Genomic DNA, 14,623 nt, shown 5'->3' with positions numbered 1-14,623 from the left:
TCATATTTGACAAGTCCTGGATTTCGCCTATGCCTTTGGCCCTGGGTCAACCCTGATCCAGAAACCTTCGTGTTATTTCCGGAGAAGGAACCAGGCAGGTTTCATCCTTGCCGAACCATTTATAGCGCCGGAGGGCTATATAATGGTACAAACCGTCTCTGACCTGACGGGGAATCACCCGAAGGAAACGGGTCAGATTCCAAGGAGATTTTAATTTAGCTGCAATCCGGAGCGCCGCATCCGAACGGAGATAATAACGCCCCTGCTCAATCAGCACCACCGTTTTATATTCCGGCGTGTTCTCCCCTTCCGCATCCGGACCCGGATGGGGAGTAACGGCTTGGTCACGCTTCGTTCCGCGAATTTCAGCCAAAGGAATACCATACTGGTGCAGCAGCTTTCTCCCGGTCTCAGACTGCAGGGAAGCAAACCGGAAATTCGCTTGCGGATCATGCTCGATTACAAAGCGGACTAATCCCTGGCAAAGGCTGCAGACGCCGTCAACAAGGACAATTGAGTACTCGTCAATAGGCACGCCACAGCGGGCGCCAACCGCTTTTTCCCCAGACTGCCCACGTTTGTTGTGTTGTTCCTCTGAATGCATCCCAATCGCCTCCTTTGCCGGCCCCTTCCTACTCTTCCCTTGGCCTGTGCAGGTACCTATACAGCCAGTTTGCCCCTTCGGCGAGCAGTCCAATCAGGAAACCTCCTGCCGTAAGAAGCATAAAGGACATGAAGGATGCCAAATCTTCCCATCCGGACATATCGCGGCTTGCGTACCTGAACATCGTGTATATGCCGATAACAAGCCCAGCTGTGGAAATCAGCCAGATCAATCGGCCTCCAAGCCATCCGCAGACGTGGACAATCCCGGAGAACGCCAGTGCCAGCAGGGCAAAACGCCCTAACAAACCGGCATCAAATTCGTCCCCCAGCCTTCCAAACCGGTACAATGCAAGTGCAATCGTCACTATGCCGGCATAAATCAAATACCAGACAAACCAACTATTGCTCCTTGCGGGCGGTAAAAATCGAATCATCCGCTCACCCTCTCTCTTCTCTGCTCTGTCTCTCTATAGAAAAATCCCCTTGCAGCATACAGATTCGCTACTTGCTTTGATCTGTCAGCTATAAGGGGATCTATCACAGGCTCCTGCAATCATTAGTTACTCTATGCTGAAATTATGCTTTGGTAGCAGCTTTCTCAAACCATTGGCCTTCATTCATTTGCTGGTCGATTTCTCCGGTAAAGCTCTCCATGCATCTGCAGATAAAATCTTTGCGGCATACCGGACAAGGCGTTTTCTGCAAGCGGCTGATGTTGGTCAGCTTCCACTCCGGAGTACGGTTATAGAACACGCGGCATTCCGTTCCGTCAACCATATGAACTATAAATTCGTACAAGCCGTCCTTTTCATTGCTGCTGGCCAAAATGACGTTATCAACGCTAGGTCTGTAAGAGGACATCTTTTCATCACCCGTTATCTTTGATTTAATTGAACCTTCAAGCACTTAGACATATTAAAGAATTTTGACCGCTATGTCAACTTGTACACGAGTCGCAAGCCGCCTGCTGACGCCAAAGTTCACACGATAGTGACATAAACTTTCCTATATAAGTAAAAAAGAAACCTTCCGCTCAGCAGCGGAAGGCTTCAGTATCTTCGGCATTCCGTTTCTTAGGAATCCCGCTTCTAATCGACCGCATTCAGCTTCACAACGATATTGCCTCTTGTTGCCTTGGAGTACGGGCAGAACTGGTGGGCCTTGTGCAGCAGCTCCTGGGCCTGGCTTTTGTCCACGTTCGGAATCTTGACATCCAGCTGAACCGATAGCTGGAAGCCGCCGTCCGCTTCGTCTTTGCCGATCGTCACCTGGCTGTCCACTTCCACCCCTTCAAGCTTGATCTTCTCCTTGCGGGCCACATTGGCCAGCGCGCTTTCAAAGCAGGCTCCGTAACCTGCGGCAAACAGCTGCTCGGGATTTGTGCCTTCGCCGCCGGATCCGCCAAGCTCTTTAGGCATCGAAAGATTATGTTTCAGCACCCCGTCCGAAGATTCAATTGATCCTGTCCGGCCGCCGTGAACTTTAACTTTTGCTGTATACAAAGCTTCCATGCTGATCACTCCTTCTATCGGTTTCCTAACTTCAGGTTCCTACTGTTTCGGGTTCCTCTGTAGTAATTTAAACCCGCGGCATGATTTGAAACGCAGCGCCAAATCTTATTCCTACGGCTTAGGATGTCAAAACCGATTAAATTGCATACATTAAGCTTACAGTATTTATGTTGGGTAAAAGCCTGCACCCCATAGTTCCCCCAGACAAACATTATTGCGTTATACAATGATGTGACGAATACTTTTGACAAACAAAGGGTGATATTCCATGAGTGACACTTACGAGAACGAAACGCCTCCTTTGAAAGGCTGGAGATCCGCACCCTCCCAGCCTTCTCTGACGGAATCGCACCGTTCCATGCATATTCCTAAATCCGGTTCTTATTTGAAAAAATTTCTCGCCTTCGCGGGGCCCGGTTATTTGGTCGCAGTCGGCTATATGGATCCGGGCAACTGGGCAACCGATATTGAAGGAGGGTCCAGATTCGGCTACACGCTGCTGGCTGTGATCCTGCTGTCCAACCTGATGGCCGTCCTGCTGCAGCATTTATCCGGCAAACTTGGCATTGTAACCGGACGTGATTTAGCCCAGGCCTGCCGGGACCATTTTTCGAAGCCGGCTTCGGTGGCGCTATGGCTGCTGTGCGAGTTGGCCATTGCCGCCTGCGACCTGGCCGAGGTCATCGGCTCGGCGATTGCGCTCAACCTGTTATTCGGAATCCCGCTTTTATACGGCGTACTGATCACTGCGGTTGACGTGCTGATTATTTTGCTGCTGCAGAATAAAGGCTTCAGGTCACTTGAAATTTTTGTGATTGTCCTGATCATGACGATCGGGGTTTGTTTTGGCGTGGACCTGTTCCTGGCCAAACCGGACATGGGCGGCATTTTGAGGGGATATGTACCCAAAGCCGAAATCGTGACCAATCCGGCTATGCTTTACATTGCAGTCGGTATTCTAGGGGCAACGGTGATGCCGCATAATCTGTATTTGCATTCCTCAATCGTTCAAACGAGACAATATGAGCAGACCGAGCTCGGCAAACGGCAAGCTGTCAAATACATGACCTGGGATTCCACGATCGCTTTAACCTTTGCCCTGCTGATCAATTCGGCCATTCTGATTGTTTCAGCCGCTACGTTCCATGTTAATGGAATGACCAGCGTCGCCGACATCGGCGATGCTTATCATCTGCTTACCCCCATCGTGGGAACCACGCTCGGCAGCATTATGTTTGCGATTGCGCTGCTGGCATCCGGTCAAAACTCTACGCTTACCGGAACCCTTGCCGGCCAGATTGTGATGGAAGGTTTCGTGAACCTTCGTCTGCGTCCCTGGCTGCGCCGCCTGATCACCCGCATGATCGCCATTATTCCCGCCGTAATCGTCACGGCGATGTATGGGGAAGGCGGGATTCAGGATCTGCTTGTCTTCAGTCAGGTCGTTCTGTCTTTGCAGCTGCCTTTTGCGGTTGTTCCGCTCGTGAAATTCACCAATGACAAAACGAAGATGGGCAAGTTTGTCAATAAACGCTGGATCGCGATTCTGGCCTGGTTCATCACAGCCGTGATCATCGCCCTTAATGTTTTCCTTCTGGTGCAGACTTTTATCGGCTAATTTTTCCTTCCGGCCCTTGCGCAAAATAAAAAAGGTTTCTTCCCTGCAGCAATCTGCAGCTGGAAGAAACCTTTTTATATGCCGACTTCAATTCCGTTATGCGGTAGAGAGGACTCGAACCTCCACGGGCGTACGCCCACTACCCCCTCAAGATAGCGTGTCTGCCATTCCACCACTACCGCAAGTTATTTTTGAAGCGAACATTAATATTATATACTTGCCAAATTCATAAGTAAAGGATTTTATAAAAAATTACGATTCCGTGTCCCCCAACGATCGGTTGCGCTGCTTTCTATATTGGGTGAACGCTATATATTCGCGGATAAAAGCTTCTTCCTCAGGTGTCAGCTGTGCCGTTCGCCCATCTTCATCCAGCCGGGAATAATAATGGCGGTAAGACTCCGCCTGCTCTTTCACAGCCGAATTGAGCGTCCCTTTGCCCAGCATCAGCCAATCCAGACTGACATCAAAAAAAGCGGCGATCTCAATCAGTTTATTTGTACTCGGCGTCGATTTTCCCCGTTTCCAGTCCCCCAGGTTCCCCGTGCTGATTCCGAGTTCTTCGCAAAAATTCTTTTTAGTCATTTTCTTCATCCGGATCAACAGGTCAATCCGCTCATAAATGGAATGCATTCTGACTTTCCTCCAATGTGTTAAACATTTATTTACGCAAATCAGTTATATTTTGTTGTTAAATGACGCAACTTCGTATATAATGAGAACTACGACAAGCTCCTGCTGGTGCTTCTTGTTCCCATTCATGGTTGTAGTTCTCGAGGTTCCCCTAATCTTGAGATTCAATTGATCTTGAGGTTCACCGGTCTCGAGGTTAAAAGTAAGGAGCGTTGATGTGGACAATTATTTGCAATGGACAAACGTGGTCCGTTCCCTGCGATATGGTTTAGTGATCACAAATATGGAAGGTAATATCGTCGATTATAATGAAGGCTGGGTTCAGATCGCGCTGCAAAACAACGTTCCCTCCGATTTTGACTGGCATGGGGTCAATCTGATTCAAATGGCCGAATGCAGAAGCGACTTCGGCGATCATCTGGCCAAGTATTGCCTCTCCAAGCTAGACGAGTTGCTCCAGGGTGCGGATTCCTTTGAACCGGTCCAATTTCATCATCACACTATAACTGGGCCGCAATGGCTGATGCTTGAAATCGCACCTTTGCTGGATCAGACCCGGAGACCGCAGGGGCTGGTAATCAGTCTTCACGATATATCGGCTCTCCATACCGAAACGGTAGCTTCCCTCGCCTCTGACGGTTCGGTCGATTCCTCCATTAGCCAGCTTCTGCCGATGTGCGCCGTCTGCAAAAGAATCCGGGACAACCAGGATCACTGGCACTCCCTCGAAAGTTATTTGAAAACTCATCTGCATATTGAGTTCACGCATGATATATGTACGGAATGCATGGGACATTTGTATCCTCAATATGCTGCCATCCTGGAGAAGAAGCAGCGAGAACAAGATCTATAAACCGATCTTTTATAATGACCTTCATTTATCATCACTTCAATTAAAACTTGCTTTCCCAGCATCTAATCAATTATAACATAATTTAACTTTCGATATAACCGTGCTTTATGTAACTAAAGAGAACATGAATTATACTAGTATAGCCGACGTAAAATGTAAAGTTTATAAAGCCAAGTTTTTTGCTGAAAATTTTCATAGACAAAAGAAAAAAGACGGCTCCGGAAGGAATATCCAGAGCCGTCTTTCCTTTGTCATTAGAATGCGGTAGAGAGGACTCGAACCTCCACGAGCATACGCCCACTACCCCCTCAAGATAGCGTGTCTGCCATTCCACCACTACCGCATATGGTGACCCGTAGGGGATTCGAACCCCTGTTACCTCCGTGAAAGGGAGGTGTCTTAACCCCTTGACCAACGGGCCATACAATTCCTTTGACATCGAAGCGATCTTTCGCAGCGACAAGAATGAGTATATCAAAAATGTTTAGCCTAAGCAACAACTTTTTTAAAGAGTTTTTCATTAGCCAGAGATGATAAGCCATTTCATTTTATCTATGTTAATTTATACTTATAATTACTTAAATAAGCTTAATATGTTGCATAAATCACTACAAATACTTATAATCACTTATATAACTTACGGAGGTAGAAGTCATGTACCAAGAAGAACGTTTGCGTGCGATTATTGATTATCTGCAGGTCCATAAACGCATATCCATTGAAGACATCTGCTCCCTCTTTGAGGTTTCCCGCGACACTGCTCGCCGGGATCTGGTTAAGCTCGAGGAACAGCAGGCCATCATCCGGACGCGCGGGGGCGCTCTGCTGCCGGCACCTCCTTTTGAGACGATCAAAAATTATAACGAAAGACTGCTGTCCGTTTCGGAAGAGAAAAAGCAGATCGGACGGCTCGCAGCCGGGCTGGTAAGGCCGGGAGAACGGGTTATCCTCGATTCCTCGACCACCGTTCAAGCCTGCGCGGAAAGCTGGACGGCCGCCGATACTTTTGTGATAACGAACTCCATCAACCAGGCAGACGTGCTGTCCTCCAAACCCCAAGTCTCCATTCACCTGCTGGGCGGACAGCTGCACAAAGAGCACCGTTTTGTTTACGGCATTTCCGTAGCCGAAACCCTGTCGCGATACAGGGCGGATAAAGCTTTTATCGGTACGGGAGGCATTGCGGACGGAGGCCTGTTCGCTGTGTATGAAGAAGAAGGCCGAATCAAAGAACGGATGATGCAGCAGGCGTCCCAGGTCATTGTGCTGGCTGATCATTTCAAGTTTGGCAAAAGCAATTATTATCGTTTCGGCAGCTGGTCCGACGTCGATCTGCTCATTACCGACCGGCTCCCCGATCCGGAACTTCTGAAGCAGCTTCGGCAGCATGGCGTCGAGGTGTTAACCATCCAGGATGACGAAAAAAAGGAGGAGGAAACATGATCAAAATGATTGCCGTGGATTTGGACGGAACCTTATTGAACTCGAACAGTCAGGTCAGCGCAGAGAATGCGGAAGCCATTCGGGAAGCTCAAAATCAAGGTGTACTGGTTACAATCGCTACAGGCCGAGCTTTCTATGATGTGAAGCACATTTGCAGCAAAGCCGGCATCCGGACTCCGGTCATCGGGGCAAACGGCGCCACTTTGCATGATGTTAGCGGACAACCGATTCACAGCATACCGATAAACCGGAATAAAGCGATGGAGGTTTTGGCTTGGCTTGAAACCAATCAATATTATTATGAAGCCATGACCGACCGAGGCATTTACAGCCCGCAGAACGGTCATGAGCTGATGAGCATTGAAATGGATCGGGTGCTGAGCAGCAATCCGGATGCCACTTTACAATCCCTGCTGCATGCTTTGGAGAAACAATATGAACAGTACGGACTCGTTCGTATTTCCTCTTGCCGGCATATCCCGGAGGAAGCGGAGATTTACAATATCCTCGGCTTTTCCTTTCATGAGGAGAAGTTGGAAATCGGACGTCAGCGGTATATACAGGATCAGGAGCTCACGATGGTAGTGTCTGCCGACCACAATTTTGAAGTGGAGCATCCGCTTGCCTCAAAAGGCAACGCCTTGATGCAAATGGCCGAAAGGCATCAGATACCATTAAATGAAGTGATGGCTATTGGGGACAGCTATAACGATATTTCGATGTTCAAAGTTGCCGGAAGAAGTGTGGCCATGGGCAATGCTCATCAGCAGATCAAGGATGTGTGCCACATGGTTACGTTAAGCAATCAGCAGAATGGGGTCGCCCATGCTATACGTCAGGTGCTGGGACACTCGCTGAACGTATAACTTATAACTAGATAATCGGGTAGGAGGCTACCCATTAATTGGGCAGCCGACCTCCCACACCACCGTACGTACCGTTCGGTATACGGCGGTTCCATTAGGAATGCGCAGTAACTTGTCGATAATAATCAGAAAAGAAAAGGAATCCGAGGTTCTTCAGCCTATTGTTACCGAGGGACTTCGAGAGGATTGGGCTATTGGAGATTCTCCAATAGCCCTTTCTTGTGTTTGCGTATTCCCACGCCTTCTGTTCATGAATTCCGAGCGATATAAGCCTTTCGAGTTTCGTCCTCACTCGTTTCCATTGCTTCCAGAAGACCATTCGGATACGCCTTCTCATCCATTTATCAGTGGTTTGGAGTAGTTGTTTCATGTCAGCAAGCTTGAAATAATTTACCCATCCCATGATGTAACGCCTAAGCTTCAGCGCCCGGTCGGTGTTGCCCATTCCGTTGCTTCTCGACGTTAGCTCTTTCACTTTAGCTTTCATCTTGGATACGGATTTGGGATGGATTCTGACCCGCGTTTCCCCTTTGCTCTGGTAGAATGAGAAGCCAAGAAATTTAACTTTTGTCGCATCGTCCACAATCGTTTTCTCCCGGTTTACCTTGAGAAACAACTTCTTCTCGATGTAAGGGAGAATTTTCGTCAGGGTACGCTCCGCACTCCTCCTGCTCCGGCAGAATATGAGCATATCGTCTGCGTATCGCACGAATCGATGTCCTCTTGCTTCCAGTTCCTTGTCCAATTCATTCAGCATGATATTGCTGAGAATCGGACTTAGGTTCCCTCCCTGCGGTACGCCGATTTCCGTGTCCTCAAACTTATGCTTCACGACGACTCCCGCCCGGAGATACTTATGGATGAGCGAGATCACTCGTCCGTCTTTGATCGTTCTTGAAAGCACCTCGATAAGCTTGCTTTGGTTGACGGTGTCAAAGTATTTCTCCAAGTCCATATCCACCACGTAACGATATCCCTCTTGCACGTATTGTTGGCTTCGTTTCATCGCGTGGTGTGCGCTCCGTTTGGGTCGGAATCCGTAGCTGTTGTCTGAAAACTGCCTCTCATAAATTGGCGTAAGCACTTGGGCGATTGCCTGCTGGATGACTCGGTCAACCACTGTTGGGATGCCAAGGTTTCTCTTCTTTCCGTTCTCTTTGGGAATCTCTACCCTTCGAACGGGATTCGGGCGGTACTTGCCGCCCAAGATCAGTTGCTTGATGGTCTCGCCGTTGTCTCTGAGATATTGTAGAAGTTCATCTACTCCCATCCCGTCGATTCCGTGCGATCCCTTGTTCGCTTTGACTCTCTTGAATGCTTCGTTCAAGTTGTCCCTGCTAACGATTTTCTCAAGCAACCGGTCCTTCGACTCGGTTGCGTTGGTGTCGTCGGTTTCGGTTATCCTCGCAGGACTGTGCACTCCCGCATATCCTTCGTGTTCCGCACTATTCTTTTGCAAAGAGTCTTCCGTTAGAAGTTGGCTGCCCTTGGCTCCTGTTTCGGTAACTTTCATTGACTTCACCTCCTAAGGTTCAGCCCTTCCCTCGAACCGTCGACTGTTCGCGGTACTATGGCGTCTGCTGACTTCTCATGATAAATCTTGTTTCAACCGTGATTCGAAGTGCATCTCCTCACGTCCATGAGACCTCCCACGGTAAGACGATTCACTTTCCTTCCATATACCCACATCATTTACATTGGTACGTCCGTGTAGTTAATTGGACTTCGTCTTGTTTAGCAGACTCATCCCGTATCCTATGCCTGATGATGTTCGTGTTCCTTGGGCCGGAAGTTTGCCTCCAGCTTCCTTTGGATTCCACCTCGCGGTGGACACCCTTGCTCTTGGCTAGTGGTTGGTAACTACAAACCCCCACAGTGGACTTTCACCACCTAGTTAATCGCCATGCGTGGCACACTAAAAAAAGAAGAGCTGCAGCCGAAACTGCAGCTCTTCTTCATCTACGGAGAGAGAGGGATTCGAACCCTCGCACCGCTTACGCAGTCTAACCCCTTAGCAGAGGGTCCCCTTATAGCCACTTGGGTATCTCTCCAAATAAAAATGGCTCCCCGAACAGGACTCGAACCTGTGACAACTCGATTAACAGTCGAGTGCTCTACCAACTGAGCTATCAGGGAACATTTATCAGTGAACGTAATTGAATATATCATAAAGCAACAAACCAAGTCAAGCCGTTTCTCGGCAAAAAAAAGAATCCTCTCTTGATCCCTCCAAGAGCTGATTCTTGTGCTTGCGGCTGCTATGCTGAAGCATTTCCTGTTTGGTTTTGGTCATTCGGGACCTTAAATCGGCTGCCGCAAACGGGCTGCGTCCCGTTCCCGGATTCAGCTTTCCTTCTCTGATCCGTTTATCACGATATTTCTTCGCTGCGGATTTGGACATCTTGTTACTCCCCCTTATAAAGTTGTCGGGCCATTCGCCATTCCTTCCTGATGAATGATCCTAAATCCATTATACCCTTTCTGCTCCTCTTTGACCTGCCAAAGGACCGGGAACCTCACTTCAGGATGGCAGGGAAAACAACTTCAGCTTGCCTGCACATTTCCCGCAGCGATACCTCCTCGCATCCACCTTGCGTTTGCGCGGATATTTCAGGCCGCAGCTCTGGCAGACCAGCTCGTAGCGGTAAGGAAGCGTGCGGCGTCCCTGGGCGCCCGGCAGGCTTTGACAGAAGCGGCTGCCGCCCACTTTATTTAGCAGGGCCTTAAAATCAGCGTCTTTATGCTGGTATCCGCGCCCCAGCAGATGCAGATGGTAATGGCACAGCTCGTGTTTGATGATCTTCTCCGTTTCTTCGCGTCCGTAATGCTCAAGCTGCTTGGGATTGATTTCAATATTATGGCTCTTCATAAAATAACGGCCTCCGGTGGAACGGAGCCTGGAATTAAAGGTGGCCTGATGGCGGAACCTCATGCCGAACCAGCGCAGCGAAATCTCCTCTACCCAGCTCTGAAGCTCTTTATCGTCCATGTTCTGCTTTCTCCTCCTTCCTGCTTGCTGGCCTGCTTTCTGGAATCCGATCTTCATGGAGTCGGTCAGGGTTGTACTTGAATTTTAACTTCTCCTTACGATACACTGTCAAGTAGGAACGAATACCGGAGGGAGAATGACCGCCATGCCGACCATGCGTTATTGTATTTTACAGCAAGAGACCGAACTTATCTTTGTGGAAATGCCTGCCGATTACGCTTACCAGCTCAGCGCTTTGATCCTGCGCCTGAACAAGGAAGTAGACAAGCTCACAGCGGATAATGTGCCCGCCCTTCCCCAAGCGGTAGCCGAATGCGACAGCCTCGACCTGCTTAGAGAGTCCGATCAAATTGCCGGAGGCCTGGATTACATCAACCGTCTTGAGCAATCCTTCTCGTCGATTCAGGAAACGAGCTACCCGCTGATTTCCTTGCTGACCGAAATCCGTGCCCTTCAGGCTCAGCTAGAGCAATGGTACGAAGAAGCAGCAGAAGAAACTGAATTGCTGTCATAGGAGCCCCCCACTTTGTGGGGCTTTTTTGTTTCAGAAGTTTATTTTGATGCGCACACTTTTGGGCCGTTCTCCATATAGATACCCTAACAGCGATTTACGGGGGAGGCGAACATCATGCCGAAGTGGCTTTGCAACCAAATGATGAGTGCTTTTTACAAAAAAGATCGGCGTCAGGTCAAACTGCTAAACGACTGCTGGTTCTTCTACCATAACCGCAAGTCGGAACCGGGGTCATCCGAAGCGCTTCATGCCGAATAACGGGTAAAGGACGAACGTCATAACCAAAAAGCCGCAGGCTCCTCTGCTTGAGCAGACAGGACCTGCGGCTTTTTCAGGTGGCCAAAGCTTGATGGCAAGGCTTGGCGGATCGATCAGGTTTCAGCAAATCGGTTCACTGCGCGTTTGCGGCGCCGCTGCCGCCCGGAGGCCGCATTGTCAGACCAACGCGCCCTTTCTTCTCATCCACGTTCAGCACCCAAACGGTGACGTTATCGCCAACGGATACAACGTCCATCGGATGTTTGACGTATCCGCTGCTGAGCTGGGAGATGTGGACGAGGCCGTCGTTTTTGACGCCGATGTCTACGAACGCGCCAAAGTCGATCACGTTGCGCACCGTTCCTTGAAGCTCCATGCCGGGTACAAGATCCTCCAGCTTGAGCACGTCTTTGCGGAAAATCGGCGCCGGCAGCTCCTCACGCGGGTCGCGGCCAGGACGGACCAGGCTGTCCACAATATCCCGCAGCGTAGGCGCGCCAACTTCCAGCTTGGCTGCCAGCTCATCCACATTCACAGCGGCAAGCCGGTCGGCCAGCTCTTTGGTGCCAAGCTGATCGATGCTGAGGCCAAGCTCGGCAAACAGGCGGTTCACCACGTCATACGATTCCGGGTGAATCGGCGTGTAGTCGAGCGGGTTCTCCCCGCCGCCGATCCGCATGAAACCTACACATTGCTCGAACGTTTTGGCGCCGAGACGCGGCACCTTCTGCAGCATTTTGCGGCTCGTAAATTTGCCGTTCTCCTCGCGGAACTTCACGATATTTTTGGCAATTGTTGCATTCACGCCGGATACATAGGACAGCAGCGCCGAAGAAGCAGTATTCACATCAACGCCGACATGGTTAACGGCCGATTCCACGACCACCTTCAGGCTTTCGTCCAGATGTTTCTGGGATACGTCATGCTGGTATTGGCCAACGCCGATCGCTTTCGGCTCGATCTTGACCAGCTCCGCCAGCGGATCCTGCAGGCGGCGGGCAATCGACGCCGCGCTGCGCTCGGCGACGTCCAGTTCCGGGAACTCCTCCTGCGCCAGCTTGGAGGCGGAATACACGCTTGCGCCAGCCTCGTTCACGATCAGGTAAGCCAGCTCGTCCTGCTTGCGCTCGGCGATCACTTCCGCGACGAACTGCTCCGTCTCACGCGAAGCGGTGCCGTTGCCGATCGCGATCAGATTGATGCCGTACCGGTCAATCAATTCGTGGAATTTGGCTGAGGCTTCTTTCTTTTTGTTATTCGGAGGAGTCGGATACGTCACGGCCACCTCCAGCAGCTTGCCGGTGTCGTCAACCACGGCCAGCTTGCAGCCCGTCCGGTAGGCCGGATCGACGCCCAGCACGGTTTTGCCCTTCACCGGCGGCTGCAGCAGCAGGCTGCGCAGATTGGCGGAGAAGATCGAAATCGCCTGCGCTTCGGCTTTCTCGGTCAGCTCGCCCCGCAGCTCGCGTTCAATCGAAGGTGCGATCAGCCGTTTGTACGCATCCTCAATGGCTGTCTGCAGCAAAGCGGCAGTCGCCGAGCTGCCTTTCATGATTTGTTTCGTCATAAAAGCATGAACCGGCTCCGCCTGCACCTCAAGACCGATCTTTAAGACGTTCTCCCGTTCGCCGCGGTTGATCGCCAGAATGCGGTGCGGCGGCATCTTTTTGGCCAGCTCCCGGTAGTTATAATACATTTCATAGACGGATTCCTGCTCCGCATCCTTCGCTTCCGATACAATCAGAGCATGATCCATCGTATAGCGGCGAATCCATGCCCGGATCTTCGCATCGTCGGCGAACTGCTCCGCCAGAATATCCATCGCGCCCTGCAGGGCTTCTTCTGCGGTGGCCACGCCCTTATCGGCGTCGACATAAGCGGCTGCCTGCGCCGCAGGGTCTCCTTTGGCCGGCTGGGACAGCAGCCATTCGGCCAGCGGCTCAAGCCCTTTCTCTTTCGCAACGCTGGCCCGTGTCTTCCGCTTCTGACGGAAAGGACGGTACAAATCTTCGACCTCCTGCAGCTTGACCGCCTGGCGGATCGATTCGGCCAGCTCCCCGGTCAGCTTGCCCTGCTCGTCGATGATGCGGATGACCTCGCGTTTGCGCTCCGCAAGACCACGCAGGTATTGATTTCTTTCTTCAATGCTGCGCAGCTGGTTCTCGTCCAGCTCGCCCGTCATTTCCTTGCGGTAGCGGGCAATAAAAGGAATCGTATTGCCTTCGTCCAGCAGCGAAATCGTAGTACGGACCTGCTTAAGCGTCAGGTTAAGCTCCCTGGAGACCTGGCGGACAATCTGCTCTTGCTCCTCCGCTTTCGCCTGTTCGGACAGAGCTTCGGCTTGTACATTTATATCCTGTTCTGTCAATGGATAATTCCCTCTCTTCTTCACAATTCCTGTCTTCTACTTGCGGTCTCGCAACCAACCGCATACCTTCCCATTATCGCAAAATTCGCGCAAAAACAAAAGGCGCTTCCGCCAACCGGCGGAGCGCCCCCTTACTTATTCTCCATTAAACCTTATGCGTCTTACTCCAAAATCAGCAATCAACTTCGATTAAAAGTCAATCAAACCCAGACTGATCAGAAGAGAGTCATCCACCTTCTTCATCGTTTCTTCGTCCAGGTGCGTGATTTTGTCCGTCAGCCGTTGTTTGTCAATCGTCCGAATCTGCTCCAGCAAAATGACGGAATCACGGTCAAAGCCGTGGGCTTCAGCGTCAATCTCCACGTGAGTCGGCAGCTTTGCTTTCTGGATTTGGGCCGTAATGGCCGCCACAATGGCAGTCGGACTGAAACGGTTCCCGATATCATTCTGGATGATCAGCACCGGTCTGACCCCACCCTGCTCGGAACCGACCACAGGAGAGAGATCTGCGAAAAAAACGTCGCCGCGCTTTACAATCAATGTCTACACCCCGCTTACCAGGCGGTCAAGGGTGCTGTCTGCATCTTCCTCTGCGTGAAACGCCTCAGCAGCCATGGTCAAATTGATTTTGGCCATCTCCATATACCCCCGCTGCATGGAATCCCGAATGAACCGCTTCTTGCGTTCGTTCAAATACAGCTTCATGGCCTGTCTGATAAGCTCACTGCGATTGGAATTCTCCAGCCGGGCAATTCCGTCCACTTCCTGAAGAAGATGATCCGGCAAACTGATCATGATCCTTTTGGTACTGTGCATATTTGCCAACTGATTTCCACCCCCACAAAACCTTTCGAACCATTCCTTAAAAATAGTATATCGCTATTCAAGGAAATATATACAAAGGAATATATGCTTCCCGTATATCAAGTATGCTGCATCCATTATAAACTAGAACCTATTTGGC

General features: G+C 50.5%; 17 protein-coding genes and 5 tRNA genes. 6 read left to right on the top strand and 16 right to left on the bottom strand.

Annotated elements, in window-relative coordinates; translation table 11 throughout:
• Window positions 1-46 precede the first annotated feature (46 nt).
• The 4 genes from AWM70_RS02235 to AWM70_RS02220 form a co-directional block, all read right to left on the bottom strand.
• Complete coding sequence (locus AWM70_RS02235) at window positions 47-604, bottom strand: thiol-disulfide oxidoreductase DCC family protein (protein WP_083180096.1); 558 nt, start codon at window positions 602-604, stop codon at window positions 47-49.
• A gap of 28 nt (window positions 605-632) precedes the next feature.
• The gene (locus AWM70_RS02230) at window positions 633-1,040 is read right to left on the bottom strand and encodes a hypothetical protein (RefSeq protein ID WP_151208718.1); all 408 of its coding nucleotides are present in this window, start codon (window positions 1,038-1,040) and stop codon (window positions 633-635) included.
• A gap of 142 nt (window positions 1,041-1,182) precedes the next feature.
• On the bottom strand, window positions 1,183-1,467 hold the full coding sequence (locus AWM70_RS02225) for a hypothetical protein (protein ID WP_068693974.1): 285 nt from the start codon (window positions 1,465-1,467) through the stop codon (window positions 1,183-1,185).
• A 227-nt stretch (window positions 1,468-1,694) separates the two neighbouring features.
• Window positions 1,695-2,117, bottom strand: coding sequence for an organic hydroperoxide resistance protein (locus tag AWM70_RS02220; protein ID WP_068693972.1), 423 nt, complete (start codon window positions 2,115-2,117; stop codon window positions 1,695-1,697).
• A 268-nt stretch (window positions 2,118-2,385) separates the two neighbouring features.
• Here AWM70_RS02220 and AWM70_RS02215 point away from each other — a divergent pair, with 268 nt between their 5' ends.
• Window positions 2,386-3,735 carry an Nramp family divalent metal transporter gene (locus AWM70_RS02215; protein ID WP_068693970.1) on the top strand — a complete coding sequence of 450 codons (1,350 nt, stop codon included), beginning with the start codon at window positions 2,386-2,388 and terminating at the stop codon, window positions 3,733-3,735.
• A 99-nt stretch (window positions 3,736-3,834) separates the two neighbouring features.
• Here the strand turns inward: AWM70_RS02215 and AWM70_RS02210 are convergent.
• Window positions 3,835-3,917: transfer RNA gene (locus AWM70_RS02210), tRNA-Leu, on the bottom strand.
• Between the two features lie 70 nt (window positions 3,918-3,987).
• A complete protein-coding gene (locus tag AWM70_RS02205) occupies window positions 3,988-4,368 on the bottom strand; it encodes a helix-turn-helix domain-containing protein (RefSeq protein ID WP_068693966.1) in 381 nt (126 codons plus the stop codon).
• A 217-nt stretch (window positions 4,369-4,585) separates the two neighbouring features.
• Here AWM70_RS02205 and AWM70_RS02200 point away from each other — a divergent pair, with 217 nt between their 5' ends.
• Complete coding sequence (locus AWM70_RS02200) at window positions 4,586-5,221, top strand: PAS domain-containing protein (RefSeq protein ID WP_068693964.1); 636 nt, start codon at window positions 4,586-4,588, stop codon at window positions 5,219-5,221.
• A gap of 260 nt (window positions 5,222-5,481) precedes the next feature.
• Here AWM70_RS02200 and AWM70_RS02195 read toward each other — a convergent pair.
• A tRNA-Leu gene (locus AWM70_RS02195) sits at window positions 5,482-5,564 on the bottom strand.
• Window positions 5,565-5,567: 3 nt separating this feature from the next.
• Window positions 5,568-5,642, bottom strand: a tRNA-Glu gene (locus AWM70_RS02190).
• Window positions 5,643-5,875: 233 nt separating this feature from the next.
• On the opposite strand from AWM70_RS02190, the gene AWM70_RS02185 reads away from it, so the two are divergent.
• Both AWM70_RS02185 and AWM70_RS02180 read left to right on the top strand, forming a co-directional pair.
• Window positions 5,876-6,664, top strand: coding sequence for a DeoR/GlpR family DNA-binding transcription regulator (locus AWM70_RS02185; protein WP_068693962.1), 789 nt, complete (start codon window positions 5,876-5,878; stop codon window positions 6,662-6,664).
• Window positions 6,664-7,530 (top strand): Cof-type HAD-IIB family hydrolase, encoded by an 867-nt coding sequence (locus AWM70_RS02180; protein WP_068700294.1) that lies wholly within the window; start codon window positions 6,664-6,666, stop codon window positions 7,528-7,530. The genes AWM70_RS02185 and AWM70_RS02180 overlap by 1 nt, the downstream gene beginning before the upstream one ends.
• 94 nt (window positions 7,531-7,624) lie before the next feature.
• Here AWM70_RS02180 and ltrA read toward each other — a convergent pair whose 3' ends face one another.
• The 5 genes from ltrA to AWM70_RS02155 all read right to left on the bottom strand — a co-directional run bounded on the left by ltrA (window position 7,625) and on the right by AWM70_RS02155 (window position 10,519).
• Complete coding sequence (ltrA, locus tag AWM70_RS02175) at window positions 7,625-9,043, bottom strand: group II intron reverse transcriptase/maturase (RefSeq protein ID WP_068693838.1); 1,419 nt, start codon at window positions 9,041-9,043, stop codon at window positions 7,625-7,627.
• A 449-nt stretch (window positions 9,044-9,492) separates the two neighbouring features.
• Window positions 9,493-9,581, bottom strand: a tRNA-Ser gene (locus AWM70_RS02170).
• A 9-nt stretch (window positions 9,582-9,590) separates the two neighbouring features.
• Window positions 9,591-9,666, bottom strand: a tRNA-Asn gene (locus AWM70_RS02165).
• A 49-nt stretch (window positions 9,667-9,715) separates the two neighbouring features.
• A complete protein-coding gene (locus AWM70_RS02160; RefSeq protein WP_068693960.1) occupies window positions 9,716-9,931 on the bottom strand; it encodes a hypothetical protein in 216 nt (71 codons plus the stop codon).
• 120 nt (window positions 9,932-10,051) lie between these two features.
• Window positions 10,052-10,519, bottom strand: a complete 468-nt coding sequence (locus tag AWM70_RS02155) for a SprT family protein (protein WP_068700292.1) — start codon at window positions 10,517-10,519, stop codon at window positions 10,052-10,054.
• A gap of 145 nt (window positions 10,520-10,664) precedes the next feature.
• Here AWM70_RS02155 and AWM70_RS02150 point away from each other — a divergent pair, with 145 nt between their 5' ends.
• Both AWM70_RS02150 and cmpA read left to right on the top strand, forming a co-directional pair.
• Entirely contained in the window at window positions 10,665-11,033 is a 369-nt protein-coding gene (locus AWM70_RS02150; RefSeq protein WP_068693957.1) for a hydrolase/acyltransferase, read from the top strand.
• Window positions 11,034-11,147: 114 nt separating this feature from the next.
• Window positions 11,148-11,291: a cortex morphogenetic protein CmpA gene (gene cmpA / locus AWM70_RS23060; RefSeq protein WP_099093058.1), complete on the top strand. Its 144-nt coding sequence runs from the start codon at window positions 11,148-11,150 to the stop codon at window positions 11,289-11,291.
• A gap of 133 nt (window positions 11,292-11,424) precedes the next feature.
• Here the strand turns inward: cmpA and AWM70_RS02145 are convergent, their stop codons facing one another.
• The 3 genes from AWM70_RS02145 to AWM70_RS02135 all read right to left on the bottom strand — a co-directional run bounded on the left by AWM70_RS02145 (window position 11,425) and on the right by AWM70_RS02135 (window position 14,484).
• Window positions 11,425-13,659: a Tex family protein gene (locus AWM70_RS02145; RefSeq protein WP_068693955.1), complete on the bottom strand. Its 2,235-nt coding sequence runs from the start codon at window positions 13,657-13,659 to the stop codon at window positions 11,425-11,427.
• A gap of 189 nt (window positions 13,660-13,848) precedes the next feature.
• Complete coding sequence (locus AWM70_RS02140) at window positions 13,849-14,199, bottom strand: type II toxin-antitoxin system PemK/MazF family toxin (RefSeq protein ID WP_068693953.1); 351 nt, start codon at window positions 14,197-14,199, stop codon at window positions 13,849-13,851.
• Window positions 14,200-14,202: 3 nt separating this feature from the next.
• Window positions 14,203-14,484, bottom strand: a complete 282-nt coding sequence (locus AWM70_RS02135; RefSeq protein WP_068693951.1) for a CopG family ribbon-helix-helix protein — start codon at window positions 14,482-14,484, stop codon at window positions 14,203-14,205.
• Window positions 14,485-14,623: the final 139 nt, after the last annotated feature.

The sequence above is a fragment of the Paenibacillus yonginensis genome (genome assembly GCF_001685395.1).
Taxonomy (GTDB): Bacteria; Bacillota; Bacilli; order Paenibacillales; family Paenibacillaceae; genus Fontibacillus; species Fontibacillus yonginensis.
Note: the sequence above shows the minus strand (reverse complement) of the source record. Positions and strands in the feature narration are given on the sequence as shown.

Coding starts and splice junctions, on each gene's coding strand:
- AWM70_RS02235 (WP_083180096.1), bottom strand. CDS start 604: ATGCATTCAGAGGAACAACACAACAAACGTGGGCAGTCTGGGGAAAAA.
- AWM70_RS02230 (WP_151208718.1), bottom strand. CDS start 1,040: ATGATTCGATTTTTACCGCCCGCAAGGAGCAATAGTTGGTTTGTCTGG.
- AWM70_RS02225 (WP_068693974.1), bottom strand. CDS start 1,467: ATGTCCTCTTACAGACCTAGCGTTGATAACGTCATTTTGGCCAGCAGC.
- AWM70_RS02220 (WP_068693972.1), bottom strand. CDS start 2,117: ATGGAAGCTTTGTATACAGCAAAAGTTAAAGTTCACGGCGGCCGGACA.
- AWM70_RS02215 (WP_068693970.1), top strand. CDS start 2,386: ATGAGTGACACTTACGAGAACGAAACGCCTCCTTTGAAAGGCTGGAGA.
- AWM70_RS02205 (WP_068693966.1), bottom strand. CDS start 4,368: ATGCATTCCATTTATGAGCGGATTGACCTGTTGATCCGGATGAAGAAA.
- AWM70_RS02185 (WP_068693962.1), top strand. CDS start 5,876: ATGTACCAAGAAGAACGTTTGCGTGCGATTATTGATTATCTGCAGGTC.
- ltrA (WP_068693838.1), bottom strand. CDS start 9,043: ATGAAAGTTACCGAAACAGGAGCCAAGGGCAGCCAACTTCTAACGGAA.
- AWM70_RS02160 (WP_068693960.1), bottom strand. CDS start 9,931: ATGTCCAAATCCGCAGCGAAGAAATATCGTGATAAACGGATCAGAGAA.
- AWM70_RS02155 (WP_068700292.1), bottom strand. CDS start 10,519: ATGGACGATAAAGAGCTTCAGAGCTGGGTAGAGGAGATTTCGCTGCGC.
- AWM70_RS02150 (WP_068693957.1), top strand. CDS start 10,665: ATGCCGACCATGCGTTATTGTATTTTACAGCAAGAGACCGAACTTATC.
- cmpA (WP_099093058.1), top strand. CDS start 11,148: ATGCCGAAGTGGCTTTGCAACCAAATGATGAGTGCTTTTTACAAAAAA.